The organism is Streptomyces melanosporofaciens, assembly GCF_900105695.1.
Classification (GTDB): domain Bacteria; phylum Actinomycetota; class Actinomycetes; order Streptomycetales; family Streptomycetaceae; genus Streptomyces; species Streptomyces antimycoticus.
In genome coordinates this window covers 9,313,201-9,339,923 of record NZ_FNST01000002.1, presented here as the reverse complement: position 1 = coordinate 9,339,923, position 26,723 = coordinate 9,313,201, and the positions used below count along the sequence as shown (strand labels likewise).

Here is a 26,723-nt window from a genome sequence, read left to right as displayed (position 1 = left end):
GCCCCCTCGACAGAAAGGCATCCACCGTGGCCCAGCCCACCCCTGCCCGGACGCCCCACGACTGGTGGCGCTCCGCCGTCATCTACCAGGTGTATGTGCGCAGCTTCGCCGACGGGGACGGCGATGGCACCGGCGACCTCGCGGGCGTCCGCGCCAGGCTGCCGTATCTCGCCGAACTCGGCGTCGACGCTCTGTGGTTCAGCCCCTGGTACCAGTCGCCCATGAAGGACGGCGGCTATGACGTCGCCGACTACCGCGCCATCGATCCGGCCTTCGGCACCCTGGCCGAGGCGGAGAAGCTCATCGCCGAGGCCCGGGAGCTGGGCATTCGCACGATCGTCGACATCGTGCCGAACCACGTCTCCGACCAGCACCCCTGGTGGCGTGCCGCCCTCGCCGGCGGCCCCGAGCGCGAGCTCTTCCACTTCCGCCCGGGCCGTGGCGACCACGGTGAATTGCCGCCCAACGACTGGAAGTCGGAGTTCGGCGGCCCGGCGTGGACCCGGCTGCCCGACGGCCACTGGTATCTGCATCTGTTCGCCCCCGAGCAGCCGGACCTCAACTGGGCGCACCCGGCCGTACGCCAGGAACACGAGGACATCCTGCGCTTCTGGTTCGAGCGGGGTGTCGCGGGCGTCCGTATCGACTCGGCCGCCCTGCTGGCCAAGGATCCCCGGCTGCCCGACTTCGTCGAGGGCCGCGATCCGCATCCGTACGTGGACCGCGACGAGCTCCATGACATCTACCGCTCCTGGCGCGGGGTGGCCGACGAACACGGTGGTGTGTTCGTGGGTGAGGTGTGGCTGCCGGACAGCGAGCGCTTCGCCCGCTATCTGCGCCCCGACGAGCTGCACACCGCCTTCAACTTCTCCTTCCTGGCCTGCCCCTGGGAGGCCCGGCGGCTGCGGGCGTCGATCGACGAGACGCTCGCCGAACACGCTCCGGTGGGCGCGCCCGCCACGTGGGTGCTGTGCAACCACGATGTGACCCGCACGGTCACCCGCTACGGGCGCGAGGACACCGGTTTCGACTTCGCCACCAAGGTCTTCGGCACCCCCACCGACCTCGCCCTCGGCACCCGGCGGGCACGGGCCGCCGCCCTGCTGTCGCTCGCCCTGCCCGGCGCCGTGTACGTCTACCAGGGGGAGGAGCTGGGCCTGCCCGAGGCCGACATTCCCCGCGACCGCATCCAGGACCCGATGCACTTCCGCTCCGGCGGCACCGATCCGGGCCGCGACGGCTGCCGGGTGCCGCTGCCGTGGGGGGCCAAGGCGCCGTACGCCGGTTTCGGCTCGCGCGAGGAGCCGTGGCTGCCGCAGCCCGCGCACTGGGCGGCGTACGCGGCCGATGCGCAGGAGGCGGACCCGGGGTCGATGCTCGCCCTCTACCGCGAGGCGATCCGCATCCGCCGCGCCACCCCCGGTTTCGGCGACGGGCCGCTGACCTGGCTCCCCTCGGCCGACGGTGTCCTGGCCTTCGCCCGTGACAACGGGCTGGTCTGCGTGGTCAACCTCGCGGACACCCCCGCCGAGCTGGACCGCACCTCCCGGCTGCTGCTCAGCAGCGGCCCGCTGGACGACCAGGGCCGCCTTCCGCGGGACACCGCGGCCTGGCTGCTCGCCTGAGCCACCCCCACCGCACCGCGCTATCCCCACCCCCACCACGAAGGGATCAGCACATGCACAGCAGCAGCATCGCATCGGCATCCGCCAGGCGCTTGTCGGCGATCGGCGCGACCGTCGCCCTCGCGGCCGGCATGCTCGTCACCCTGACCCCCACGGCCGCCCACGCGGCGGCGGGCGCCGCCCTGCCCTTCACCTCGGTCGAGGCCGAGTCGGCCACCACCACGGGTACGAAGATCGGCCCCGACTTCACCCAGGGCACGCTCGCCTCCGAGGCGTCCGGGCGTCAGGCCGTCCGTCTCGCCGGCGGCCAGCGCGTCGAGTTCACCGCACCCCGCGCCGCCAACGCGGTGAACGTGTCCTACAGCCTGCCCGACGGCCAGTCGGGCACGCTCAACGTCTATGTCAACGGCACCAAGCTGGCCAAGACCCTCACGGTCACGTCCAAGTACTCGTATGTGGACACCGACTGGATCATGGGCTCGAAGACCCACCACTTCTACGACAACGCCCGGCTGCTGCTCGGGCAGAACGTCCAGGCCGGTGACAAGATCGCCTTCGAGGCGGCGAACGCACAGGTCACCGTGGATGTGGCCGATTTCGAGCAGGTCGCGGCGGCGGCGAGCCAACCCGCCGGATCGGTCTCGGTCACCTCCAAGGGCGCCGACCCCAGCGGGCAGGGCGACTCCACCCAGGCGTTCCGGGACGCCATCGCGGCCGCCCAGGGCGGCGTGGTCTGGATCCCGCCGGGCGACTACAAGCTGACTGCCTCCCTGAGCGGTGTCCAGAACGTCACGCTGCAGGGCGCCGGCAGCTGGCACTCCGTCGTGCACACCTCGCGGTTCATCGACCAGACCAGCTCCTCCGGCAACGTCCACATCAAGGACTTCGCGGTCATCGGCGAGGTCACCGAGCGCGTCGACTCCAATCCGGACAACTTCGTCAACGGCTCGCTCGGCCCCGGCTCCGGCGTGTCGGGCATGTGGCTCCAGCATCTGAAGGTCGGTCTCTGGCTGACCGGCAACAACGACAACCTCGTGGTCGAGAACAACCGCATCCTCGACACCACCGCCGACGGCCTCAACCTCAACGGCAGCGCCAAGGAGGTACGGGTCCGCAACAACTTCCTGCGCAACCAGGGCGACGACTCACTCGCCATGTGGTCGCTGAACTCCCCGGACGTGAGCAGCAGCTTCGAGAACAACACCATCTCGCAGCCGAACCTCGCCAATGGCATCGCGATCTACGGCGGCAGGGACATCACGGTCAAGAACAACCTGATCTCCGACACCAACGCGCTGGGCAGCGGCATCGCCATCTCCAACCAGAAGTTCCTGGACCCGTTCCATCCGCTGGCCGGCACGATCACGGTCGACGGCAACACGCTCGTGCGCGCGGGGGCCATGAACCCCAACTGGAACCACCCGATGGGCGCCCTGCGCGTCGACTCCTACGACAGCGCGATCGACGCCACCGTCAACATCACCAACACGACCATCACGGACAGCCCGTACAGCGCCTTCGAGTTCGTCTCCGGCGGCGGCCGGGGCTACGCGGTCAAGAACGTCAATGTGACCGGCGCGACCGTGACCAACCCCGGAACGGTCGTCGTCCAGGCCGAGGCGCAGGGAGCGGCGAAGTTCAGCCGTGTCACCGCCTCCAGCGTCGGCGCGGCGGGCGTCTACAACTGCCCGTTCCCGGCCGGTTCGGGCACCTTCGAGGTCGGCGACGGCGGCGGCAACTCCGGCTGGAGCAGCACCTGGTCGGACTGCTCCACTTGGCCGCAGCCGGGCCAGGGCAACCCGGACCCCGACCCTGGCCGCAACCTCGCCCAGGGCCGCCCGGCCACCGCGACCGGCTCCCAGGACGTCTACACCCCGGGCAAGGCGGTCGACGGCGACGCCAGCACCTACTGGGAGTCGGCCAACAACGCCTTTCCGCAGGCGCTGACCGTGGACCTGGGCTCCAGCCGGGCCGTCCGCCGGCTGGTGCTGAAGCTGCCGCCCTCCTCGGCGTGGGGTGCCCGTACCCAGACCCTGTCCGTGCTGGGCAGCGCCGATGGCTCCGCGTATTCGACGGTGGTGGGGTCGCAGGGCTACCGCTTCGACCCGGCGACCGGCAACACGGTCACCGTCGATCTGCCCGGCACCACACAGGTGCGCTATCTGAAGCTCAATGTCACCGGCAATACGGGCTGGCCGGCGGCCCAGCTCAGTGAGGTGGAGGCGTATCTGACCTCGTAATCCCCGCCCCCGCGCTTCGCCGCCCGGAGCCACCCGGGCCCCCCGGTTCCCGGCCCGGCGAAGCGCGGGAGGAGGCGTTTGGATCACGAGCATCACCAGGGGCGCTTGCATGATCATGCATAAGACTGCATACTCCTGCTGTGTCCAAAGTTCTCACCTCCCTCCCTGTCGGCGAACGCGTCGGGATCGCCTTCTCCGGCGGCCTCGACACCTCGGTAGCGGTCGCGTGGATGCGCGACAAGGGCGCGGTGCCCTGCACCTATACCGCCGACATCGGCCAGTACGACGAGCCCGACATCGCCTCGGTCCCCGGGCGCGCCACGACGTACGGCGCGGAGGTCGCCCGGCTGGTCGACTGCCGGGCGGCCCTGGTGGAGGAGGGGCTCGCGGCCCTTGCCTGCGGGGCGTTCCACATCCGCTCCGGCGGCCGCGCCTACTTCAACACCACCCCGCTCGGGCGGGCGGTCACCGGCACGCTGCTGGTGCGCGCCATGCTCGAGGACAATGTGCAGATCTGGGGCGACGGCTCCACCTTCAAGGGCAATGACATCGAGCGGTTCTACCGCTACGGCCTGCTGGCCAACCCCTCCCTGCGGATCTACAAGCCCTGGCTGGACGCCGACTTCGTCAGCGAGCTCGGCGGCCGCAAGGAGATGTCGGAGTGGCTGGTCGCCCACGACCTGCCCTACCGGGACAGCACCGAGAAGGCCTACTCCACCGACGCCAACATCTGGGGCGCGACCCACGAGGCCAAGTCGCTCGAGCACCTCGACACGGGCATCGAGCTCGTCGAGCCGATCATGGGCGTGCGGTTCTGGGACCCGACGGTCGAGATAGCGGCCGAGGACGTCACGATCGGCTTCGAGCAGGGCCGGCCGGTGACCATCAACGGCAAGGAGTTCGCCTCCGCCGTCGATCTGGTGCTGGAGGCCAACGCCATCGGCGGTCGGCACGGCATGGGCATGTCCGACCAGATCGAGAACCGCGTCATCGAGGCCAAGAGCCGGGGCATCTACGAGGCACCGGGCATGGCGCTGCTGCACGCGGCGTACGAGCGGCTGGTCAACGCGATCCACAACGAGGACACCCTCGCCACGTACCACAGCGAGGGACGGCGGCTCGGCCGGCTGATGTACGAGGGCCGCTGGCTGGACCCGCAGGCGCTGATGGTGCGCGAGTCGCTGCAGCGCTGGGTCGGTGCGGCGATCACCGGCGAGGTGACCCTGCGGCTGCGGCGCGGTGAGGACTACTCGATCCTGGACACCTCCGGACCGGCGTTCAGCTACCACCCGGACAAGCTCTCCATGGAGCGGACCGAGGACTCCGCCTTCGGGCCGGTGGACCGGATCGGCCAGCTCACCATGCGCAATCTCGACATCGCCGACTCGCGCGCCAAGCTGGAGCAGTACGCCGGTCTTGGCATGGTCGGCAACGCGCATCCGGCGCTGATCGGCGCCGCGCAGGCGGCCTCGACCGGGCTGATCGGCGCGATGCCGCAGGGCGCCTCCGAGGCGATCGCCTCGGACGGACATGTGTCCGGGCAGGACACGCTGCTCGACCGCGCCGCCATGGAGTTCGGCGCCGACTGATTCTTCGCTCCACCGCGCGCGACAACGGCCAGGACGGCCCTCGACGGGGCGTCCTGGCCGTGTGCTTTCCCCGGTGGCACGCGAGGTATTGACACCCCGGGTGAGTCCTCTATCGCCCAGGGTGTCCGAGAGGCCGGCCGGCATTCGACTATCGAACACTCGCCGCACGCGCCGAGCACGAGGCCGCCCGCACCCCGCACCATCATCCGTTCCGGTAAGGCCCGCCCCACGCGCCACCGTGCCGGATCCACGAAGGCGCCCGCGGTGCTCGTGCGGCGGGCCTGGGTCATCCGCGACGACGCCAAGTGCTATCTGTTCTCCTCGGACGACAACGGCCACCTCTTCCGCTCGGAGACCACCGTCGGCGAGTTCCCGGGCGGCTTTGGCAACACCCAACTCGTGCTGCGGGAATCCGAGTTCGCCCTGTTCGAGGGCGAGGCCGTCCACCGCGTGCAGGGGACCAGCACCTATCTGCTGATGATGGAGGCCATCGGCAGCGACGGCAGGCGCTACTACCGCTCCTTCACCGCCCAGGGGCTCACCGGCCGGTGGCAGCCCCTGGCGGCCACCCCTTCGCGCGCAGCAACAACGTGTCCTTCCCGGCCGGGGCATGGACCCGCGACATCAGCCACGGTGAGCTCATCCGGACCGGGACCGACCAGACGATGACCATCAACCCGTGTCGGCTCCAATTCCTCTACCAGGGCATGAACCCCTCGGCCGGCGGGGACTACTCGCAACTCCCCTGGCGGCTGGGACTGCTCGCCCAGACCAACGCCACCTGCTGACCGCTCCCCCGCGTACGCCAAGCGGCGCGCGGGCCGGGTCAGCTCACGGGCTTGCCCGCCGCACCGCCGCCCAGGCCATCGACGTACGAGGCGATCCAGGCCAGCGGGGCGTTCCAGTTGATGGTGATCTCGTTGGTGGAGTACGCCATCAGGCTGTCGGTGTAGCACATCGCCGGGGCGCAGCCCTTCAGCTTCTTCTTGGCGACCACGTCCTGCAGCCCGGAGTTCGGGCCACCGGCCAGCGAACCGGGTGCCGGATGCGGCAGCTTGTGGTCACGCTGGTGCGCCCAGAAGCGGTGGTGCTGGTTGTGCGAGTTCCGCTCGCCGTAGCCGGTGACATAGGACTGGTTGAGCGGATTTCCGCCCAGCACGTAGTCCATGCCACGGAGCACCGCGTCCAGGTAGCGGGGCTTGCCCGTCAGGTCGTGTGCGGTGGCGAGCACGATCATGTTGTTCAGCACCTGGCTGTTGGAGCCCCACTCGTACTTGCCGTCCTTCGGCGCGTACGGAACGCCGTAGGCCGACTTCGCGGAGTCCGCGGCGTAGCGGTCGGCGGCCTTCGTCACCATCGTGCGCACCTCGGCGCGCTGCTTCGCGGTGAGCTTGTTGGGGACGGTGGCCAGGTCGAGCGCGCCGAGACCCGCGGTCGAGGCCCACGACATGCCGCCGCCGCGCGGGAAGAGCGCGTCGACGTCGCGGTGCAGCGGCGAGTCGAGCACCGCCTTGGCGTAGGTGTGATCGCCGGTGCTCAGGAACAGCTCGGCCGCGGCCCAGTAGAACTCGTCGCCCACGGAGCGGTCCCCGTAGGCGCCGCCGCCCGTGGAGTCCTTGTCGCTGGCGAAGATCTTCGGATGTGCCTTGGCCGCGTCCCACGCGGTCCGGGCCGCGTGCAGGCAGCGGGCGGCGAACTCCGGGTCGTAGGACTTGAAGACGCGGGCGCTCTGCGCGGCGGAGGCCGCCAGGTTGAGCGTGGCCGCGGTGGACGGCTTGTGCAGCTCACGCTGCTGCTTGTCCTGGTCGGGCCGGGTCGGGAAGCCGGTCCACTGCTTGTCGTGCACCTTATGGAACGCCATACCGGCGAGCGGCTTGCCCTGGGGCACCTGCATGCGCAGCAGGAATTCCATCTCCCAGCGGGCCTCGTCCAGGATGTCCGGGACGCCGTTGCCACGCTCGGGCACCCGGAGCCGGCCGTCGCCGAGCGGCGCGGCGTCGACGCCCTTGGTGGTGTGGGCGCGCTCGTACGCGGACATCAGCTGGGCCACCGAGATTCCGCCGTTGACGACGTACTTGCCCTGGTCACCGGCGTCGTACCAGCCACCGGAGACATTCCGGCGGTAGTCGCACTCGCCCTTCTGGCACGGGACGTCGGTGTCGCCCCGGTGCGGGGCGGCCTTGTCATGGCCCGCGGGGCGGGCGTACTTCGAGCCCACGAGGTCCGCATCGATCTTGATGCCGCTGCGGTTGTGGTAGAAGTACGCCAGCGCGTCGCTGCGCAGCGAGCGGTAGAGGTGGTCGCCGATGGTGAACGGCTCGCTCTTCTTCCCGCCGATGGTGACGGTGTACCCCTCGCCCGCGTCGGTGACCTTGCTGAAGTCGAAGGTCTGGACGTTCTGCCGGGAGCTCGGGTCGACGCCCGCGGGGTGGGTGGTCCCGCTTGCCCGCTTGGTGCCGTCGGCGGCCCGGAGCGTCCAGGTCAGCGGCTTGGTGGCAGTGGTGACGACGGTGCCCTTCTTGAGGCCGTGGGTCAGATAGCCGACCTGGTTCACCCGCACCGGCGAGCCGGTGTCGGCCTTGGGGGCGGCCGCCCCGGCGCCGTGCCGTGCGTGGTGGTCCACGGCGCCGGCCGCGGGTGCGGCCAGGGCGCCGAGGGCCAGGCCGGCCGCGATCGCCGCGCCCAGCGTGCGCCGGCGGCGACGATCGGTCCGATCAGGGGCGGTACGTACGCGAGGAGCAGAAGACAAGTCTCAGCACTTCCGAGGGTTTCGGCGTCTTTTCCGTCCCTCAGAGGCTAAGAAAACGTCCTGGCCTGCAGCTTCGTACGCTTAGCCGAAATCCGGATACACCAGGTGACCGAGCACGGCCTCCGTCAATCGAGGTATTCCGGCAGGTGAGCCCGGGTGGCGGCGGGCCACCAGCGGGGGGCCTACCAGCGGGCGAGATCGGCCTGGAAGGACGGGTCGAAGCGCCGCATGTACCCGGTGTCATCGCGGTTGCGCTGTCCGCAGCGGACGTACTGCTCATGCAGCCGCGCCAGGGCGTCGGGGTCCAGCTCCACACCGAGGCCGGGGGCGGCCGGCACGGGCACCGAGCCGTCGGTGAACGTCAGCGCGCCGTCCACGATCACGTCCTCGGACTTCCAGGGCCAGTGGGTGTCGCAGGCGTAGGTGAGGTTCGGGGTGGCCGCGGCCAGATGGGTCATCGCGGCCAGGCTGATCCCCAGATGCGAGTTCGAGTGCATGGACAGGCCCATGCCGAAGGTGTCGCAGATACCGGAGAGCAGCTTGGACCGGCGCAGTCCGCCCCAGTAGTGGTGGTCGGAGAGGACGACCTGGACGGCGTCGGCGGCCACCGCGGGGGCCAGCTCGTCGAAGGCGACCACGCACATGTTGGTGGCCAGCGGCATGGGGACCTCGCGGGCGACCGCGGCCATGCCCTCGATCCCGGGGGTGGGGTCCTCCAGATACTCCAGCACGCCGTCGAGCGCGCGCCCGACCTTCACCGACGTCTCGGTCGTCCAGACGGCATTGGGGTCCAGCCGGAGCGGATGGTCGGGGAAGGCGCGGCGCAGCGCCCGTATCGCCTCGATCTCCTCCTCGGGGGGCCTGACGCCGCCCTTCAGTTTGATCGCGGTGAAGCCGTAGTCGTCCACCATCCGCCGGGCCTGCGCCACGATGGCGTCGGGGTCGAGGGCCTCGCCCCAGGAGTCGGGCTCCTGGCCGGGGTGGGCGGCCCACTTGTAGAAGAGGTAGGCGCTGAACGGGACCGCGGACCGCACCGCGCCGCCGAGCAGGTCGCTGACCGGCCGCCCGACGGCCTTGCCCTGGATGTCCAGAAGCGCCACCTCGAACGGGGAGGCGACCCGGTCGACGGTGCTGCTGGTGGTGATCATGCCGGTGAGCCCGGAGCCACCGGCGCCGCCCACGCGCTCGATGACCCGCTGGACGCGCTGGTGCAGCTCCTCGGTGGCGAAGGCGTCGAGCCCGACGATCTCGTGCCCGACGGCCGCGAGCCGCTCCAGGTGGAGCTCGTCGGCGTAGGTCTCGCCGAGTCCGGTCAGGCCCGCGTCGGTGTGGATCTGCACGATCGAGCGGAGCGCGAAGGGTTCGTGGACGCCGACGGAGTTGAGCAGGGCCGGGTCGCGGAAGGCGACGGGGGTGATGGTGACATCCGTGATGCGCAGAGGTGCTCCGTCAGACATCGACGTCCATTCATATGGTTGAACAGATAGTAGGTGTGTGAACCCTATCAAGGGCATGCCCGGGCGAGGGGAAGGCAAACCATCGGCCACAACTCAAGCGTTCGCCAGCGGAATTGTTGCTTCCGGAGTCATTGACCGGCGGGAACGGGCGATCGTAAGGTCTGCACACACTTCATAAGTGTTCGTGTACATGAACGACGCGAGGAGACCCGGAATGGTGAATCCCCCCGCCCCCGACCCTGATCCGGCCGCCTCCTCGGAGCTCGTCGAACGGGCCGTGACCAAGTTTCTGCGGCGTGTGATGCCCATCTTGGTCCTCATGCTGGTGGTCAACCAGATGGACCGCACCAACGTCGGCTTCGTCCAGGACGACCTCAAGGCCGACATCGGCATCGGAAGCGCGGCCTACGGACTCGGCGCCGGTCTGTTCTTCATCGGCTACGCCCTGCTCGAGGTCCCCAGCAACATGCTGATGGAGCGCTTCGGTGCCCGCGTCTGGCTCACCCGGATCATGATCAGCTGGGGCGCGGTGACCCTCGCCATGTGCTTCATGTCCGGGGCCACCTCCTTCTACGTGCTGCGGTTCCTGCTGGGCATCGCGGAGGCGGGGTTCTTCCCCGGCGTCATGTACTACCTCACCACCTGGCTGCCGGACTCCGCCCGCGGCCGGGCCAGCGCCCTCTTCCTCGGCGGCTCCGCGACCGCCTACATCGTCACCGGCCCCATCAGCGGCGCGCTGCTGGAAATGCACGGCCTGGGCGGATTCGCCGGCTGGCGCTGGATGTTCGCACTCGAAGGCGCCATCTCGATCACCGTGGGCATCGTCGCCGCCTTCTTCCTCGTCTCACGGATCAAGGACGCCCGCTGGCTGACCGGCGAGGAGAAGGCCGCCCTCGGCGCGGCGGTCGGCCGGGACCGCGAGGCGCGCAGCCGCGAACCGCGGGTGTCCAGGCTGCGCCTGGTGGTCCACCCCCAGGTGGCGCTGCTGACCGGCGTGTTCTTCGCCATGGCGCTGACCGGGTACGCGATCACGTTCTGGCTGCCGAGCCTGGTCGACGACATCGGCGGGCTCTCCTCCTTCCAGATCGGGCTGCTCACGGCCATCCCGTGGATCTGCGCGGTCATCGCGATGTACACGATGAGCCGCTACACCGACCGCATGCCCGACCGGCGGCCCTACCTCGCCGTCGTCCTGGTGCTGTCCGCCATCGGCACCTTCCTCGCCACCCTCGGCTCCCCGTGGTTCGGCCTCGCCGCCGTCACCCTGGCCGCCGTCGGCAGCAAATGCGCCGCCAACCTCTTCTGGCCGCTGGCGCAGTCCACGCTCGACCTCAGGGTCACGGCCGCGGGGCTCGCCGTCGTCAACTCCCTCGGCAACCTCGGGGGCTTCGTCTCCCCGACCCTCTTCGGCTATCTGGAGGAGACGACGGGCAGCACCAACGGCGGCCTCTACGCGCTCTCCGCGGCCTCGCTGCTCGCCACCGTCGGCGTGTACTTCCTGCGCCGCGGCAGCGGCCGGGGCGGCACCGAAGCCGCCGCCCCCGTCCCCGCCCGGACCGTCTCCGGGTGACCGCGGCGCGCCCGCCCGGAACCGTGTGTTCCGGGCGGGACGGGACCGTCGAGCGTCAGCGACGGACGGCCGTGGCCGTCGGCACGCGCTCATCGGCAGGACTCGGTCAGCGAAGCCCTGAGGCCGGCGTGGGCACGGCACGGGTGACCTGGATCTTCTCCCGGAACATCAGTTCCTCGACCCGCGGGGCGATCTCCTGCTGCCACCGCTCGCTCTCGTAGACCGCCGCGTAGAGCCGCTCCCGCTCCGCCTCGTCGGCGAACCGCCGCATCCACACGTAGCCGTCGGGGTCCTCCTCGTCGATGAACGAGGCGATGACGTTCATCCCCTTCGACTCCTGGAAGGGAATGATCACCTCTTCGATGAAGGCGACCCATTCCTCCCGGCGGCCGGGCCTGATCTGATAGCGGCGGATCTCGTAGAACATGCGTGTCTCCTTCGGGCCGATGTGATGGGTGGTGCGAGAGGGTCTGGGGCGTCCGCCGTCGCGCGGAGCGGGTCAGGCGCCGACGCGGAGGACCAGCTTGCCGCGGGTGTGGCCGTCCTCCCCCTGGCGGTGGGCGCGAGCGGCCTCCTCCAGCGGGAAGACCTCCTCGACCTCGACCGCGACCTCACCCTTGTCGATGAGTCCGGCGATCGTGGTGAGGGCGGCACCGTCCGGCTCGACGAGGTAGGCGCTGGTGCGGATCCCCCGGGCGTCCGCGGCCTGCCGCACCTCGGGGGCGACGCCACCGGGGACGGCCACCAGCAGTCCCCCCTTCCTGAGCACCTTCAGGGAACGGGTGCTGGTGGCGTCGTGGTCCTCGCCCAGAAGGTCGATCACCACATCGACGTCCTCGACCGCGTCTTCGAAGCGCTGCTCGGTGTAGTCGACCAGTTCCGCCGCTCCGAGCCGGCCGAGCCATGCGTGCCGGCTCTCCCGGGCGGTCCCCACCACCCGGGCCCCCAGGTGCCGTGCGAACTGGACGGCGAAGTGCCCGACGCCACCGGCGGCGGCGTGCACAAGAACCCGCTGGCCGGCCGTCACGTGCGCGGTGTCCACCAGGATCTGCCAGGCCGTCAGCGCCGCCAGCGGCACGGCGGCCGCCTCCTCATGGCTCAAGGTGGCCGGCTTACGGGCGAACTGGCGGGCCGGGGCCGTGACGTACTCGGCGTAGCCACCGGCCTGACGGGGGAACCACGGCATGCCGTACACCTCGTCGCCGGGGGCCAGCGTAGTCACCCCGAATCCGACTTCCTCGACCACACCGGAGACATCCCAGCCCAGGGTGAACGGCGGCTCGCCGAGCACACCCGCCATCCCGCCGCCCTGACGGGTCTTCCAGTCGACCGGGTTGACACCGGCGGCGTGCACCCGCACCAGCACCTCGGTGGGCAGCGGCTCCGGCCGCGGGACCTCCGCGACGCGCAGCACCTCCGGGCCGCCGAGCGCGTCCTGTACCACCGCACGCATCATGGACCTGGCCACGTGTGCCTCCTGAACTCCTCGTTCTCGTCACGCCCGCTCTCCGGGCGCGCTCGCACGCTATCCGCGGGGGCCTGGTTACCCACAAGGGACACTGCTACCTTTTGGGTAGTACCAGCATCCGGAAGGTCCTCCATGAGCACGCAATGTCACACAGGCCAGCACGACCATCATGATGTGTACGAGGCCCAATGCCCGTGCCGGGCCATGCTGGATCTGCTCGCGAACAAGTGGTCGGCGCTCGCCATCGGGGCTCTGGAGGACGGCCCTCTCCGGTTCGGCGCTCTGCAGCGCCGTCTTCAGGGGATCAGCCCCAAGGTGCTCACCCAGACCCTGCGCCGTCTCGAAGACGCCGGTCTCATCGAGCGGACGGTCTACCCCGCCGTCCCGCTCCACGTGGAGTACGAACTCTCTCCCCTGGGCCACAGCGCGTCCGTCCCGCTCAGGAACCTGCGCCTGTGGGTCGAGGACAACCTGGACCTCACCACCGCCCCCGCCAAGCCCATGTGACGGCGCCGGTCCCCTCCGGCGCCGCCCGCCCCCCTCAGCACCCTCCTCGCAGTCGGAGGGCACCCTTTCCGGGTCCGGGGCTCCTCAGGCGGCGGGGACAGTGCGGATGGCGGCGATGTCGAACTGGAGGCGGACCTTCTCACTCACCAGCGCGCCGCCCTCGGCCAGTCGGGCGTTGTAGGTCAGGCCCCATTCGGAGCGGTTGATGGTGGTGGTGCCGTCGAAGCCCGCCCGCTGGTAGCCGAAGGGGTCCGTGACGTACCCGATGTAGGTGAGTTCCAGGACGACGGGGCGGGTGATGTCTCTGATCGTGAGGTCCCCGATCATCCGGTAGACGTCCGGGCCCGCGAGTTCCACGGCGGTACTCGCGAACCGGATGTGGGGGTAGGTTCTGGCGTCCAGGAAGTCCCGGCCCATCAAGTGGTCGTCGCGCTGCTCGACACCGGTCTGGACACTGGCGGTGGACAGCAGGACCTCGGCCCGGGAACGGCGCGGGTCGCGGCCGTCGAAGTAGAGGCGGCTTTCGAATTCCGTGAAGGCGCCACGTACCGTGCTCACCATGGCGTGGCGGACGGAGAAACCGATCCGGCTGTGGGCCGGGTCGACGATCCACTCTCCGGTGAGCGCCGCGAGGCCGGTATCCGGCACAGCGACGCCGCCGGACGTCGCCCGGGCAGGGGGGACCGCCGGTGCGGCGTTGGCGACCGCGCGACGGGAGGTACTGCGGCTGAACAGGTTCATGCCACCTGTTGTTACTTTCAACTTAGGGGGTGACGCAACCCTTGATCAAGGGCAGTTACTCAAGGATCTTGAGTAATGACGGCCGGGTGCCCTCCGAGCGCGCTCATCAGTGGCCCGCACGAGGACACCCGTGCTCGACGCGGGGCGGCGTCCACACGGCTGGATACGTCATCCTGGTCAACGCCCGCTGATCACCACGATGTTCCCGCCCGAGGAGAAGTCCCCGTTGACCACCGACAGTTACTACGAGCCGATCGATGAGCACCGCTACAAGCCCACCGCCCACGTCAGTGGCGCCTGGAGCACCGACGAGCAGCACTTCAGCCCGCTCGGTGGGCTGATCGTGCACGCCATCGACCGCCACCTCGCCGCCCGGCCGCACACCGGGCTGCTCCTCAGCCGGATCAGCTTCGACATCCTCGGGCGCCTGGCCCTCGACGAGTGCGAGATCCGGGTGGAGACCGTCCGGCCCGGCCGCACCATCGAACTCATCGAGGCCGTCGTGCTCATCGCCGACCGCCCCGTGGTCCGGGCCCGTGCGTGGCTCCTCGCCGCCGTGGACACCGCCGCCGTCGCCGGTGGCGCCGGGGACCGGCTCACCCCTCCCGAGCAGCTCGCCCCCTGGTCGATGGCCTCCCTGTGGCCCGGCGGATACATCGCCTCCCTGGACTCCCGTCCGCTGGCGCCACCCCAGCCGGGCCGCGCGACCGTCTGGGTCTCCACCCCGCTCACCCTCGTGGCCGGGCAGACCAGCACCCCCCTGGCCTCGTACATCACGCTCGTCGACACCGCCAACGGGATCGCCGTACGACAGCCGCCCACCGCCTGGATGTTCCCCAACGTCGACCTGACCCTCCACCTCCACCGCCAGCCCGAGGGCGGCTGGGCCGGGCTGGACACCACGGTCACCTTCGGTCCCACCGGCCAGGGCATCACCAGCACCGTGCTGCACGACCTGCGCGGCCCGATCGGACACGCCCAGCAGATCCTCACCGTCCGCCCCCTGCCCGGCGCCTGACCTGGTACGAGACCTGCCGCCACCGGCGAGGTGGCGGCCTGCCTGTACGATGACGCGGCAAGCAACGAACCACTCTGCCTGACGCAGAGCTGGCGCGACCGCCCGGCGGCCGCGGTCCTTCTGCCCCCTCATCGGCGCGGACCCGGTATCTACCCCGGTCCAGCGCGAGAGGACAGCTCTCGGCGCACTCCGCCATGCCGGCCCGAGTGCGCTACCAGGCGGCGGAAAGGCGTCGGCCGTGGCATCCGCGGTCTCCAGCACCACCCCTCCTCCCGCACAGCGCGCCGGCTACCGGCACCTGCTGCGCACACCGGGCGCATGGACCTTCCTGCTGCCCGGCTTCGCCGCCCGGCAGCCGTTCGCGATGCTGACGATCAGCATCGTGCTCCTGCTGCGCCACACCACCGGGTCGTACGGGCTCGCCGGGGCGGTCGCGGCCGTCACCGGCGTGTCCATGGCGCTGTTCGCGCCCCAGAGCGGCAAGCTGGCCGACCGCCACGGGCAGAGCGCGGTCCTGGTGCCGGGTGTGCTGCTCCACGCGGCGGCCGCCGCCCTGCTGACGACGCTGGCCCTGGCCCACGCGCCACTGTGGGCGCTGATCGCCGCCGCGGTGCCGACGGGCGCCTCCGTCCCGCAGGTCGGGCCCATGGTGCGGGCCCGCTGGGCGGCCGCCCTCGGGGACGGCGCTGCCGGGGACGGCGCCCCGGGCGGATCCGGGCCGCGTTCGGTACGCCATCCGCTGCTGGCGACCGCGGCCGCGTTCGAGTCCGTGACGGACGAGCTGACGTTCGTCATCGGCCCCGTGCTCGCGACCGGTTTGAGCACCGGTGTGCACCCGGCGTCCGGCCTGATCGCGGAGGCGGCACTGACGCTGGTGGGCGGCCTGCTCTTCGCGGCCCAGCGCCGTACCGCGCCGCCGCTGAGCGCGGGGCGGGCGGACACCCGGGAGCGGCCCGCCTCGGCCCTGTCCATACCGGGCGTGCGGGTCCTGGCCGTGGCCTTCCTGGGCGTCGGCTCGGTGTTCGGCGGGATGCAGGTGGCCCTGACCGCCTTCGCCCAGGAACACGGTCAACCGGGCCTGAACGGTGTGCTGTACGGCGTCTTCGCGGCGGGCAACATGCTCGCGGGCGTGGCCTGTGGCGCCATCGCCTGGCGCACCTCCCTGCGGCGGCGGCTGCTGATCTCCTACGCCGCGCTGACGCTGGTCTGCTCAACGCTGTGGGCGGTGCCCGCGCCACTCCCGCTGGGCGGGCTGGGGCTGCTGGCGGGCCTGTGCATCGCACCGGCGCTGATCACCGGATACACCCTGGTGGAGGCCCTGGTCCCGGCCACCTCCCGGACGGAGGCGTTCACCTGGCTGACCGGTTCGGTGGCGCTCGGGCAGGCCGCGGCGGTGACGGCGGCCGGACAGCTGGCGGACGGCTTCGGCGCGAGCGCCGCCTTCACGGTGCCGCTCGTCGGCACGGCGCTGGCCCTGCTGACCGTGGTGTCCCTGCGCGCCCGGATCGCACCGCGCGGCGTCTCCACGGCGATACGCCATGAGCAACGCACCGCCGATACGCACAACGGGTCGCTCCAGACGGCGGACACCGCCTGAGCCACATCCCGGCCGTACGGTCCCGGCACGCGCTTAAGCGAAGGTCACCTCCGCCGTGGCGTGCCGGGCCTCGCGGTGGGTGGCGATGCGCAGGTCGGCGCCGCCGCCGGAGGGTGTGCCGGATGTCACGAGGCGTTCCCCGGCGAACAGCGGCCGCCGCAGTCGGTAGGACAGCGAGGCCACCCGCCGCGCCGGGGCGTGGCGGCGGACCAGTTCGAGCATGAGCAGGGCCAGCAGCGGACCGTGGACGACGGCCCCCGGGTAGCCCTCCTCCCCTTGCGCGTACGGCTGCCGGTGCGGGATGGGCGGCAGGAAGTGTCCGTTGCGGGGGTGCCCGTCGGCTCCGAGCTCCCGCTGGGCGGGCCAGTGCAGGAAGTAGAGCCAGTGCCACAGCGGTGGCAGGGGCTCACCGTCCTTCGCCACGGCCTCGGGCAGGTCGAGGACCGCCGACAGGGCCACGACGGGCCCGACGGGCAGCGCGTCCTCGGCCGCGACCGGTCCCGGGGCCCATGACGCGACATACGAGCTGAGCGGGGGCGGAGTGGGGTGCATGGTTCTTCTGTCCCTCCTCATGCGTGAGTAGGTGGTCAGACCAGGAAGGGCTCCTCCGCCAGGAACGACGACACGATCGTCGCGGCCGCCGGGCGGCACTCCTGGAAATAGCCGTGCCGCGCGCCCTCGAAGATGTGCGTACGCGCCTGGGAGATGCGCGAGGCGAGCAGCGGTGCGTTGGCCGCCGGGGTGAGCCGGTCGTCCGCGCCGTGCAGGATCAGGGTGGGCGCGGTGATCAGCGGGAGGACGTCCCAGGCGTCGTGTCGATTGCTGGCCACGAGGTGGCCTCGCCGGGCGTGCGGGGGCATACCGGGGGCGCCGAGGGTCGTATAGGGCCCGGGGTGTGCGGTCCGCCAGGCCGGGGTGTACATCAGGTCGATCAGCGCTTCGTTCGCCGCCCGCGCGTCGGTCTGGGCCAGGGAGCGCCGTACCGCCATGTCGCGCTCCGTCGCGTGGGGCCCGCCGGGCGAGGTGCAGCCCAGGACGAGCCGGCGGATCCGGTGCGGATGGCGGGCGGCGACCCACTGGGCGACCCGCCCGCCCATGGAGGTCCCGTACAGATCGGCGTGCTCGATGCCCAGATGGTCGAGGACGGCGATCACATCGTCGGCGAAGCCCGGCGTCGAGTAGGGCTGGTCGGGCTTTTCGCTCTCCCCCGTGCCACGCCAGTCCATGGTGAGGGTGGTGTGGGTGGCGTGGAAGTCCGCCCGTATGCCGTCCCACCAGTGGTGGTTGTTGGCCTGGCCGGCCAGGAGCACCAGCGGGGGCCGTCCGGTGCCGTGGTGCTGATAGGCGAGGAGGGTGCCGTCCAGCGCGCGGGCGTGGCCGCTGACCTGCTGATGGACGTCGGTGCTTGCCATGGGTGCTTCTCGCCTTTCGGGCCTCAGGTGTCGCTTTGGGGTTCCGGCTTCAGGTTTCGTTTTTCGGGTTTCGGGCTTCAGGTGTCGTCGGTGGATGCGGCCCGCGTGTGCAGCTGGGCGGAGGGCCACCGCTCCTGGTCCACGGCGGAGGTGATCTGGCAGAGCAGCTCCCGGGCGACGGCCTCCACCGCGGGGGGTGTCCGCCCGGCTCTCGACATCCCGAGGACGATCGAACGCCATACGTCGGGTTCGCACAGCGGTGCCGCGCCGAGTGTGCCATCGGCCACGTCCTCGGCGATGCCCAGTCCCGGCAGGATGGTCCAGCCGTGCCCGGCCCGGACGAGTTGCTTCTGCACCCGCATGGAGTTGGTCTGCACGGCGATGTCCATCTCGACCGCGGCCCGTCCGGCGGCCCCGTCGATCAGGCTGCGCAGGGCGTGCCCGGCCGCGGGCATGACCAGCGGATGCGCGGCGGCCCGCGCGAGGGGGACGGGCTGATCGCGACGCAGCCCCGCGGACGGCGGCGCGACCACCCAGAGCCGCTCGCGCACCAGGGGGCGGAGGTTCAGCGACGGCGTGTCGGCCAGATTGTAGAGCAGCGTGAGGTCCAGGTCGCCGTCGTCCAGCCATTGCTGGAGGTGCCCGGAGTACGCCGTCATCAGGCGCAGCTCGATCCCGGGGTGGTCCCGGGCGAGCGCGGACACCAGCGGCTCCGCCAGCAGATCGGTGGTGCTCTCCAGCAGGCCCACGGTGACGACGCCGGTCACCGCGCCCGGGGCCGGCTGGACCTCGGCACGGGCGCGCTCCAGCTCGTTCAGGGCGCGGCGAGCGCGGTCGGCCATGATCGCGCCGGCCTCGGTGGGCCGCATGCCCTGCCGGGTCCGCTCGAAGAGGGGGACGCCCAGCTCCTCCTCCAGGGTGCGGATCTGCCGGGTGACCGCGGGCTGGACCAGATGGAGCAACTCCGCGGCCCGGGTGACGCTGCCGACCTCGGCGACCGTGACGAGTGCCCTGAGTTGTCTGACGTCCAACGCTCGCTCTCCAGCCATCCGCGCCCGGACATGGACGTATCACGCATTGCTATTTCACTGAGACCCCCATGAGTATCCATGATGACACTGAGCTCGGAAGGCACTCCCGCCTCCCCGTCCTCCCGTCCTCCCGTCTCACAGGAGCGTCAGAGCATGAGCACCCTCGACATCGTGTCCGAGGACGAGCGGTTCATCGTCAGGACCGTGCGCGACTTCGTGGACAACGACGTCAAACCGGTCGTCCGGGAGCTGGAGCACACCAACACCTACCCCGTGGCCCTGATCGAGCGGATGAAACAGCTCGGTGTCTTCGGGCTCGCCATCCCGGAGGCGTACGGCGGCACCCCCGTCTCCACCCCGTGTTATGTCCTGATCACCGAGGAACTGGCCCGTGGCTGGATGAGCCTGGCCGGTGCGATGGGCGGCCACACCGTGGTCTCCACGCTCCTGTTGCGCTTCGGCACCGAGGAGCAGAAGCGCCGCTATCTGCCGAAGATGGCCACCGGCGAGATCCGGGCCACCATGGCGCTGACCGAACCGGGCGGCGGCTCCGACCTCCAGGCGATGCGCACGATCGCCCGTAAGGACGCGGACGGCTATCTGGTCGACGGCTCCAAGACCTGGATCACCAACTCCCGCCGCTCCCAGTTGATCGCCCTGCTCTGCAAGACCGACCCCGACGCCACCCCGGCGCACCGGGGCATCTCCATCCTGCTGGTCGAGCACGGGCCCGGTCTGACGGTCTCCCGCGATCTGCCCAAGCTGGGCTACAAGGGGGTCGAGAGCTGCGAGCTGTCGTTCGACGGCTACCGTGCCCCGGCCGACGCCGTTCTGGGCGGGGTGGAGGGCAAGGGGTTCGCCCAGATGATGAAGGGGCTGGAGACCGGACGGCTGCAGGTCGCTTCCCGCGCCCTCGGCGTGGGCCGGGCGGCGCTGGAGGACGCGCTGGCCTACGCCCAGGAACGCGAGTCGTTCGGCAAGCCGATCTGGCAACACCAGTCGATCGGCAACTACCTCGCCGACATGGCCACCTCGCTGACCGCGGCCCGTCAGCTCACCCTGTACGCGGCGCGGGAGGCCGACGCGGGGCGGCGCGTGGACATGGAGGCGGGCATGGCGAAGCTCTTCGCCTCCGAGACGGCCATGGAGATCGCGCTCAACGCCGTCCGCATCCACGGTGGTTACGGCTATTCCACCGAGTTCGACGTGGAGCGCTACTTCCGCGACGCACCCCTGATGATCGTCGGTGAGGGCACCAACGAGATCCAGCGCAATGTGATCGCGGCTCAGCTCGTGAAGCGCGGCGGACTGGAATGAGGCCGACGGGAAGACGGGCTGGAGTGAGGCCGACTGGGGTGACGTCCGCTCGCCCGCCGTACGCTCAGCCGCCTGCGATGACCTTGCCCGGGTTGAGAATCCCGTGCGGATCGAGGGCCGCCTTGACGGCACGGTGCATCTCCAGAACGGCCGGTGTGAGCTCCCGCTCCAGACCGTCCCGCTTCAGCAGGCCCACCCCGTGTTCACCGGTGACCGTGCCGCCGAGGTCGATGGCGTCCGCGATGATGTCGTGGAAGGCGGCCTGGGCCCGCTCCCGGGCCGCCGTGTCGCCGGGCTGGGTGATCAGCAGCGGGTGGAGGTTGCCGTCACCGGCGTGGGCGATGTTGGCGATGAGCGTGTCATGGCGGGTGGCGGCGCGCTCGATCCGCGCCAGCATCTCCGGTACGGCCGCCTTGGGCACGCAGACGTCCTCGGTGAGCACCGGGCCCAGCCGCTCCAGCGCCGGATACGCGAGCCGCCTGGCCGAGAACAGCGCGTCGGCCTCCTCCTGGTCCGTGGACTGCGCGGCCCAGGTCGCCCCCGCCTCCTCGAAACAGGCGAGCATGCGCTCGGCCTCCTGCGCACCGGCCGGGCCCGGGGCGTCCGTACGGCCGAGGAGCACCACGTCCGCGTCGACGGACAGGCCCATGTTCTTCCACTTGTCGACCGCCGCCAGGCAGTGCCGGTCGATCAGCTCCAGCGCGGACGGGGTGAGCCCCGCGGCCCCGATCGCGGCGACCGCGCGTCCCGCCGCCACGACCGAGGAGAAGTAGCCGGCGACCGTGCGCTCGGCCTCACGCCGCGGCCGCAGCCGTACCGTGACCTCGGTGATCACTCCCAAGGTGCCTTCGGAGCCGACCATCAACCCCGCCAGGTCGTACCCGGCGACCCCCTTGGCGGTCCTGCGGCCGAGCCGCACGAGCTCACCGGTGCCGGTCACCATCTCCAGACCGAGCACATAGTCGCGGGTGACGCCGTACTTCACACAGCACAGCCCGCCCGCGTTGGTCGCCACATTGCCACCGATGGTGGACCAGGGCGCGCTCGCCGGGTCCGGCGGGTACCAGAGGCCCTGCTCGGCGCAGGCGGCCCGCAGATCGTCGTTGACCACACCCGGTCCGACGACCGCGAGGCGCTCCACGGGGTCGATCTCGTGGATGGTGTCCATGGCCTCGGTGGAGAGCACCACACAGCCTTCGACGGCGTTGGCACCACCGGAGAGACCGGTGCCCGCGCCCCGGGTGACCAGCGGAACGCCGTGCCGCATACAGGCTCGCACCACGGCACGCACTTCCAGTGCCGTACGTGGCCGCACCACCACGAGGGGCGTGCCGTACGGCGCCCACTCCGCCTCGTCGTGGACGAAGCCGGCGGCGACGCCGGGGTCCTCGACCATCCGGCCGTCCGGCAGCTCCTGCCGCAGATCATCGATCAACACGCCCGGTCCCCTGCCTTGTCGTCGAGCACGGTGCTTCCGCTCGCACGGTACCCACCGCCCCGAGAAGGCCTGATCACCACCCCCGCCACCAGGAAGGCCGCGGGCCGGTCCTTGCGCGAGAACCACCGTTCTCCTATGCTCGCACCCGAAGGGGAGAATGCCCGTTCTCCCCTCCCCGCCCCGCTCCACGGCCCACAAGGAGACGCTGTGACCGACGCCCCACGCCCTCCGTTCCCCCCGTTCACCCGGGAGACCGCCATCCAGAAGGTCCGTCTGGCGGAAGACGGCTGGAACTCCCGCGACCCGGAGAAGGTCGCCCTGGCCTACACCGTCGACTCGCGCTGGCGGAACCGCGCGGAGTTCGTCACCGGGCGCGACGAGATCATTGCCTTCCTCAGCCGCAAATGGGCGCGCGAGCTGGACTACCGGCTCATCAAGGAGCTGTGGGCCCACGACGGCAACCGCATCGCGGTCCGCTTCGCCTACGAATGCCACGACGACTCCGGCAACTGGTTCCGCTCCTACGGCAACGAGAACTGGGAATTCGACGACGCCGGTCTGATGCGGCTGCGCTACGCGTGCATCAACGACCTCCCCATCAAGGAGTCGGAGCGTCTCTACCACTGGCCGCTCGGGCGCCGCCCCGACGACCACCCGGGGCTGAGCGACCTCGGCCTCTGACCGACCGGCACGCTGACCGACCGGCACCAGGAGAGCGGCGAAATGATCAGTCCCGAGACCGCGGAGCTCCGGATCCTCGACGCGGCCGAGACCCAGTTCTACGGACGGGGGCTCCAGGCCGTGGGCATGGACGAGATCCGTTCCGCCTCCGGCGTCTCCCTCAAACGGCTCTACCAGCTCTTCCCGTCCAAAGGGGAACTCATACAGGCGTATCTGCGGCGGCGCGACATCCGCTGGCGCCAGAAGCTGGCCGCGTACGCCGATGCCCAGGACACACCCGAGGAACGCATCCTCGCGGTCTTCGACTGGCTCCACGAGTGGTTCGGCGAGCCGGACTTCCGCGGCTGCGCCTTCAGCAACTCCTTCGGGGAGCTCGGCGCCACCTCCTCGCCCGTGGCCGAGACGGCACGCGCCCACAAGGAGGCGTTCTTCGGGTACCTCGCCGAGCTGACGGCGGCCGCGGGCAAACCGGCCTCGCTCTCCGGCCACTTGGCACTCCTCGCCGAAGGCGCCATCACCACCGCGGCCATCACCGGCAGCGCCGAACCGGCGCACCAGGCGAAGGAAGCAGCACGCGTCCTGCTGGCGGCGGCCTGACGCCATCCCCCTCATGGCGGTGCGGCGCCCCGCGCCTGTGCCGTCGCGAGCACCTCGGGCAGATCGGCCAGCCGGTCCAGGCCCCGAACCGCCCTGGCCATGCGGTGGTTGCCGGAGAGCCGGCCGCGATGACGGTGCAGAAAGGACCAGTAGCCGGTGGTGTAGGGGCAGGCGCGCTCGCCGGTGCGGTCCCTCGGGCGGTAGGCGCAGGGGCCGCACAGGTCGCTCATCCGGTCGATGTACGCTCCGCCGGAGGTGTACGGCTTGGTGGTCATCAGGCCGCCGTCGGCGTACTGGGACATCCCCACGACGTTCGGCAGCATCACCCAGTCATAACCATCGACGAAGCAGCGGTGGAACCAGTCCGTGACCGCCGCCGGGTCCCAGCCGTCCTGGAGCGCTCGGCTGCCGAGCACCATCAGCCGGGGGATGTGATGGGTCCATCCGGTGTCCCGGACCTGTTCCAGTGCGTGGCGCAGGCAGCGGGCGGTGACCGCGTCGGCGTCGAGTTCGAGGAACCAGCGAGGCAGCGGCTCGGTGTGGCCGAGGGCGTTGTGGCCACGGTAGTCGGGGCCGAACCACCAGTAGACGTGCCAGATGTACTCGCGCCATCCGGCGATCTGCCGGATGAACCCCTCGACGCTGTTCAGGGGCGCGTCACCGGCGCGCCACGCCCGCTCGGCCCGGTCCACGCACTCGGCCGGGTGCAGCAGCCCGAGGTTCAGCGGTGCCGAGAGCAGGCTGTGGCTCAGCACGGGATCCGCCGCGAGCATCGCGTCCTCGTACGGGCCGAACCACGGCAGCCGGTGTGCGATGAAGTGGCGCAGGGACGCCAGTGCCTCCCGGCGGGTGGCGGGGAAACTCCGAGGGCCGTCGCGTCCGACGAAGGACACCCGGCCCTCGCGCTCCCAGCGGTCCAGATCGTGCCGGACCTCGTCGTCGATCTCGTCCTCCTCGGGGCGCCACGGGTCGGGTGCGCCGAGGGTGGGGGCGCCGCGGGGCGGGGGCTCCCGGTTCTCCCGGTCCAGGTTCCAGCGCCCGCCGGCGGGCTGATCGCCGTCCATGAGCAGCTCGTGTTCACGGCGCACCCAGCGGTAGAAGTCCTCCATCCGCATCCGCCCCGGGGCGCGCTCCCCGGCCCAGGTGGCAAAGGCGCCCTGAGGCGTCAGAAAGCCTCTGGCGGGCAGCACATGCACCTGGGCGAGCGACTCGACCAGGCCCAGCGCGGCATGGGAGGTCGGCCGGCAGACGGTCACCGGCTCGCGCCCGGCGGCCTCGGCCAGCCCCTCGCGGTACGTCCGCGCCCGTACGTACCGCACGCGGTCGCCGAGTTCGGCCGCGCGGTGCCGCATCGCGGACAGCAGGAGATGGGCCTTGGCGCGGTGGAAGCGACGGCGGCGCAGCACCGCCCAGGACTCGATCATGATGAGCGGGGCCCGTGGATCGGGGCCGTGGTGGCGGTGGTCGATGAAGTGCGGGCCGAGTTGATCGCCGAAGAGCCAGTGCGGGCGTGCGGCCATCGTGCGAACTCCTGGAAGGCGGCGGAAGGACGGGCTCCTGGCGGCGGGAGGATGGCGCCCGCCGCGGGCGGCCCGGCGGACCGGGCGCGGTGGACGCCCTCAGGCTATGCGCCACACCCGCCCGGTCCGCCCGCGACGCGCCTCAGTCCGCCTTGAGAGCCATGAGGACGTTCGGCCGGGCCGCCGGGCGGACGGGCCAGAGTCCCGCCACGACGCCGACGAGTGCGGCGCCCGCGAGGGCCATGGCGCGGCATAACGGATACCATCCTGTTTTGTGCGGGGGTGGTGGGAGCGGGGCCGGGCGCTGGGAGCAGCCCATCCTCTGGCCGTTGACCTGGGGATCGCGCTCCTGGTCCAGGCGGCCATGACGATGCCGTTCGTGGTGCCGCGGCCACCCGATCTGGAGCCGGCGACCTGGCCCGCCTACGGGCTGACCACGCTCACCGTCGTCCCCCTGATCTGGCGTCGACGCGCTCCCCTCGCCGTGCTGATCGCCATCATCGCGGCGAGCGCGCTGTACAAGCTGGCCGTGGAGGGCCCCGGACAGCCGCTGCCCTACACCGGGCTCGTCATCGTCTATACGGTCGCCGTTCTTTCACCGCCGTGGAAGCGGCTGGTCACCGCGGGGCTGCTGACGGTTGCCGTGCCGGTGTCGGTGTGGCTGAACACCCGGACGGCGCGCGAGCTCACCTTCTCCCTCTTCGTGTTCGCGGCGGCCTATGTCTTCGGTCGGCTGACCGATGCCCGGCAGCGGGCGAACCGGATCGAGGCGGAGCGGGCCGCCGCCCGCGAGCGGGCCAGGATCGCACGGGAGATGCACGACATCCTCTCCCATGCGGTGAGCCTGATGATCGTGCAGGCGGAGGCCGGTCCGGTGGCCGTGCGGACGGCTCCGGAGCGGGCCGAGGCCGCCTTCGACGCCATCTCCACGACGGGCCGGGAGGCGATGGTCCAGCTGCGCCGGATGCTGGGAGTGCTGCGCACGGGCGACGAGCCGGGCCGCGCCCCGCGTGAGCCGCAGCCGGGCCTTGCCGGTCTGTCCGATCTTCTCGACCGGGTACGGGCGAGTGGCCTCGAGGTCGCGTACGAGTCGGCGGGGGCCGTACGGCAGCTGCCGGACGCCACCGGGGCGGCCGTCTTCCGGGTCGTCCAGGAGGCACTGACCAACGTGGTCAAGCACGCGGGAGCCCGTACCGTCTCCGTCCACCTCACCTATGGTGAGGGCGTCGTGGACATCCGGGTGCTGGACGACGGGCGCGGACCACAGCCCGGTTCCGGTGGCGGCCACGGTCTGATCGGGGTCCGCGAGCGGGCCGTGGCGCACGGCGGTACGGCGGTCACCGGCCCGGGCCCGGACGGCCGGGGCTTCGAGGTACGGGTCCGCCTCCCCGTACTCTCCTCGGCGGAGGTGGCGCGTTGACGATCCGTGTGGTGGTGGCCGACGACCAGGAGCTGGTGCGCAGCGGCTTCTCCATGATCCTTGACGCCCAGCCGGACATCGAGGTGATCGCGGAGGCGGGCGACGGGGCCGAGGCCGTCGCGGCGGTGCGGCGGCACGCGCCCGATGTGGCGCTGCTCGACATCCGGATGCCGGGTATGGACGGCATCGAGGCATGCCGCGCGATCGGCGCGGGCGGCGCCTGCCGGACGGTGATGCTGACGACCTTCGACTCCGACGAGTACGTGTACGAAGCGCTGCACGCGGGCGCGAGCGGCTTCCTGCTGAAGGATGTGCGCAGGGACGATCTGGTGCATGCGGTACGGGTGGTGGCGCGGGGCGACTCGCTGCTCGCGCCGTCGGTGGCCCGGCGTCTGGTGGAGCAGTACACCCGGGCGACCGCCCGGCCACGGCGGCCCGATCCCCGCCTGGACATGCTGACCACACGGGAGCGGGAGACACTGCTGCTGCTCGCGCGCGGCCTGTCGAACGCCGAGATCGCGGCGGAGCTGGTCGTCAGCGATCACACGGTCAAGACGCATGTCGGCAATGTGCTCGCCAAGCTGGGGCTGCGGGACCGGATCCAGGCGGTGATCTGCGCGTACGAGACGGGCCTGATCACGGCCGGGGGTCCCCCGCCCGGGGGAGCGTCCCGGCCCGGTTCCTCCCCCGCGTCGGCGAGGGACTGACACCCGGAACACGCTCGCGCGGGCGATCCGCGACGGACC

Annotated in this window: 22 protein-coding genes and 1 pseudogene; 13 read left to right on the top strand and 10 right to left on the bottom strand. The window is 71.1% G+C overall.

Features of this window, described 5'->3' with window-relative positions; genetic code table 11:
* The first annotated feature begins 26 nt into the window (after window positions 1-26).
* The 4 genes and pseudogenes from BLV72_RS42720 to BLV72_RS42705 form a co-directional block, all read left to right on the top strand.
* The gene (locus BLV72_RS42720) at window positions 27-1,625 is read left to right on the top strand and encodes a glycoside hydrolase family 13 protein (RefSeq protein WP_093469236.1); all 1,599 of its coding nucleotides are present in this window, start codon (window positions 27-29) and stop codon (window positions 1,623-1,625) included.
* A 53-nt stretch (window positions 1,626-1,678) separates the two neighbouring features.
* The gene (locus tag BLV72_RS42715; RefSeq protein ID WP_093469235.1) at window positions 1,679-3,865 is read left to right on the top strand and encodes a discoidin domain-containing protein; all 2,187 of its coding nucleotides are present in this window, start codon (window positions 1,679-1,681) and stop codon (window positions 3,863-3,865) included.
* Window positions 3,866-4,005: 140 nt separating this feature from the next.
* Complete coding sequence (gene argG, locus BLV72_RS42710) at window positions 4,006-5,454, top strand: argininosuccinate synthase (RefSeq protein ID WP_093469233.1); 1,449 nt, start codon at window positions 4,006-4,008, stop codon at window positions 5,452-5,454.
* A gap of 282 nt (window positions 5,455-5,736) precedes the next feature.
* A pseudogene (locus BLV72_RS42705) lies at window positions 5,737-6,242 on the top strand (non-reducing end alpha-L-arabinofuranosidase family hydrolase); the annotation flags it as partial.
* A gap of 38 nt (window positions 6,243-6,280) precedes the next feature.
* Here the strand turns inward: BLV72_RS42705 and BLV72_RS42700 are convergent.
* Window positions 6,281-8,128, bottom strand: coding sequence for a glycoside hydrolase family 9 protein (locus tag BLV72_RS42700; RefSeq protein WP_425288563.1), 1,848 nt, complete (start codon window positions 8,126-8,128; stop codon window positions 6,281-6,283).
* A gap of 257 nt (window positions 8,129-8,385) precedes the next feature.
* Complete coding sequence (locus tag BLV72_RS42695) at window positions 8,386-9,660, bottom strand: glucarate dehydratase family protein (RefSeq protein WP_093469232.1); 1,275 nt, start codon at window positions 9,658-9,660, stop codon at window positions 8,386-8,388.
* 214 nt (window positions 9,661-9,874) lie between these two features.
* Between BLV72_RS42695 and BLV72_RS42690 the strand changes: the two genes are divergently transcribed.
* On the top strand, window positions 9,875-11,230 hold the full coding sequence (locus BLV72_RS42690) for an MFS transporter (protein WP_093469230.1): 1,356 nt from the start codon (window positions 9,875-9,877) through the stop codon (window positions 11,228-11,230).
* A gap of 106 nt (window positions 11,231-11,336) precedes the next feature.
* Here BLV72_RS42690 and BLV72_RS42685 read toward each other — a convergent pair whose 3' ends face one another.
* Together BLV72_RS42685 and BLV72_RS42680 are read right to left on the bottom strand one after the other, a co-directional pair.
* Window positions 11,337-11,657 carry an NIPSNAP family protein gene (locus BLV72_RS42685; protein ID WP_093469229.1) on the bottom strand — a complete coding sequence of 107 codons (321 nt, stop codon included), beginning with the start codon at window positions 11,655-11,657 and terminating at the stop codon, window positions 11,337-11,339.
* Between the two features lie 72 nt (window positions 11,658-11,729).
* Entirely contained in the window at window positions 11,730-12,698 is a 969-nt protein-coding gene (locus BLV72_RS42680; protein ID WP_425288487.1) for an NADP-dependent oxidoreductase, read from the bottom strand.
* 174 nt (window positions 12,699-12,872) lie between these two features.
* Between BLV72_RS42680 and BLV72_RS42675 the strand changes: the two genes are divergently transcribed.
* Window positions 12,873-13,205 (top strand): winged helix-turn-helix transcriptional regulator, encoded by a 333-nt coding sequence (locus BLV72_RS42675; RefSeq protein ID WP_228052623.1) that lies wholly within the window; start codon window positions 12,873-12,875, stop codon window positions 13,203-13,205.
* A gap of 84 nt (window positions 13,206-13,289) precedes the next feature.
* On the opposite strand, the gene BLV72_RS42670 is transcribed toward BLV72_RS42675, so the two are convergent.
* Complete coding sequence (locus BLV72_RS42670; protein ID WP_093469226.1) at window positions 13,290-13,946, bottom strand: YceI family protein; 657 nt, start codon at window positions 13,944-13,946, stop codon at window positions 13,290-13,292.
* A 199-nt stretch (window positions 13,947-14,145) separates the two neighbouring features.
* Here BLV72_RS42670 and BLV72_RS42665 point away from each other — a divergent pair, with 199 nt between their 5' ends.
* Complete coding sequence (locus tag BLV72_RS42665) at window positions 14,146-14,964, top strand: thioesterase family protein (RefSeq protein ID WP_208905916.1); 819 nt, start codon at window positions 14,146-14,148, stop codon at window positions 14,962-14,964.
* Between the two features lie 238 nt (window positions 14,965-15,202).
* Window positions 15,203-16,561, top strand: a complete 1,359-nt coding sequence (locus BLV72_RS42660) for an MFS transporter (protein WP_208905915.1) — start codon at window positions 15,203-15,205, stop codon at window positions 16,559-16,561.
* A 33-nt stretch (window positions 16,562-16,594) separates the two neighbouring features.
* Here BLV72_RS42660 and BLV72_RS42655 read toward each other — a convergent pair whose 3' ends face one another.
* The 3 genes from BLV72_RS42655 to BLV72_RS42645 all read right to left on the bottom strand — a co-directional run bounded on the left by BLV72_RS42655 (window position 16,595) and on the right by BLV72_RS42645 (window position 19,004).
* Window positions 16,595-17,113 carry an HTD2 family dehydratase gene (locus BLV72_RS42655; protein ID WP_093469224.1) on the bottom strand — a complete coding sequence of 173 codons (519 nt, stop codon included), beginning with the start codon at window positions 17,111-17,113 and terminating at the stop codon, window positions 16,595-16,597.
* A gap of 35 nt (window positions 17,114-17,148) precedes the next feature.
* A complete protein-coding gene (locus BLV72_RS42650) occupies window positions 17,149-17,973 on the bottom strand; it encodes an alpha/beta fold hydrolase (RefSeq protein ID WP_093469223.1) in 825 nt (274 codons plus the stop codon).
* Between the two features lie 77 nt (window positions 17,974-18,050).
* Window positions 18,051-19,004 (bottom strand): LysR family transcriptional regulator, encoded by a 954-nt coding sequence (locus tag BLV72_RS42645; RefSeq protein ID WP_093469221.1) that lies wholly within the window; start codon window positions 19,002-19,004, stop codon window positions 18,051-18,053.
* Window positions 19,005-19,157: 153 nt separating this feature from the next.
* Here BLV72_RS42645 and BLV72_RS42640 point away from each other — a divergent pair, with 153 nt between their 5' ends.
* The gene (locus BLV72_RS42640; protein WP_093469220.1) at window positions 19,158-20,321 is read left to right on the top strand and encodes an acyl-CoA dehydrogenase family protein; all 1,164 of its coding nucleotides are present in this window, start codon (window positions 19,158-19,160) and stop codon (window positions 20,319-20,321) included.
* A 64-nt stretch (window positions 20,322-20,385) separates the two neighbouring features.
* Here BLV72_RS42640 and BLV72_RS42635 read toward each other — a convergent pair whose 3' ends face one another.
* On the bottom strand, window positions 20,386-21,717 hold the full coding sequence (locus BLV72_RS42635) for an FAD-binding oxidoreductase (RefSeq protein ID WP_244321506.1): 1,332 nt from the start codon (window positions 21,715-21,717) through the stop codon (window positions 20,386-20,388).
* A gap of 249 nt (window positions 21,718-21,966) precedes the next feature.
* Here BLV72_RS42635 and BLV72_RS42630 point away from each other — a divergent pair, with 249 nt between their 5' ends.
* Together BLV72_RS42630 and BLV72_RS42625 are read left to right on the top strand one after the other, a co-directional pair.
* The gene (locus tag BLV72_RS42630; RefSeq protein WP_093469217.1) at window positions 21,967-22,440 is read left to right on the top strand and encodes a nuclear transport factor 2 family protein; all 474 of its coding nucleotides are present in this window, start codon (window positions 21,967-21,969) and stop codon (window positions 22,438-22,440) included.
* Between the two features lie 42 nt (window positions 22,441-22,482).
* Window positions 22,483-23,037, top strand: a complete 555-nt coding sequence (locus tag BLV72_RS42625) for a TetR/AcrR family transcriptional regulator (RefSeq protein ID WP_208905914.1) — start codon at window positions 22,483-22,485, stop codon at window positions 23,035-23,037.
* 11 nt (window positions 23,038-23,048) lie between these two features.
* Here BLV72_RS42625 and BLV72_RS42620 read toward each other — a convergent pair whose 3' ends face one another.
* Window positions 23,049-24,557 (bottom strand): cryptochrome/photolyase family protein, encoded by a 1,509-nt coding sequence (locus BLV72_RS42620; RefSeq protein ID WP_093469215.1) that lies wholly within the window; start codon window positions 24,555-24,557, stop codon window positions 23,049-23,051.
* A gap of 274 nt (window positions 24,558-24,831) precedes the next feature.
* Between BLV72_RS42620 and BLV72_RS42615 the strand changes: the two genes are divergently transcribed.
* Window positions 24,832-25,977 carry a sensor histidine kinase gene (locus BLV72_RS42615; RefSeq protein WP_425288486.1) on the top strand — a complete coding sequence of 382 codons (1,146 nt, stop codon included), beginning with the start codon at window positions 24,832-24,834 and terminating at the stop codon, window positions 25,975-25,977.
* Window positions 25,974-26,684, top strand: coding sequence for a response regulator (locus tag BLV72_RS42610; RefSeq protein WP_093469212.1), 711 nt, complete (start codon window positions 25,974-25,976; stop codon window positions 26,682-26,684). Before BLV72_RS42615 ends, BLV72_RS42610 begins: the two co-directional genes overlap by 4 nt.
* The last annotated feature ends 39 nt before the right edge of the window (window positions 26,685-26,723 follow it).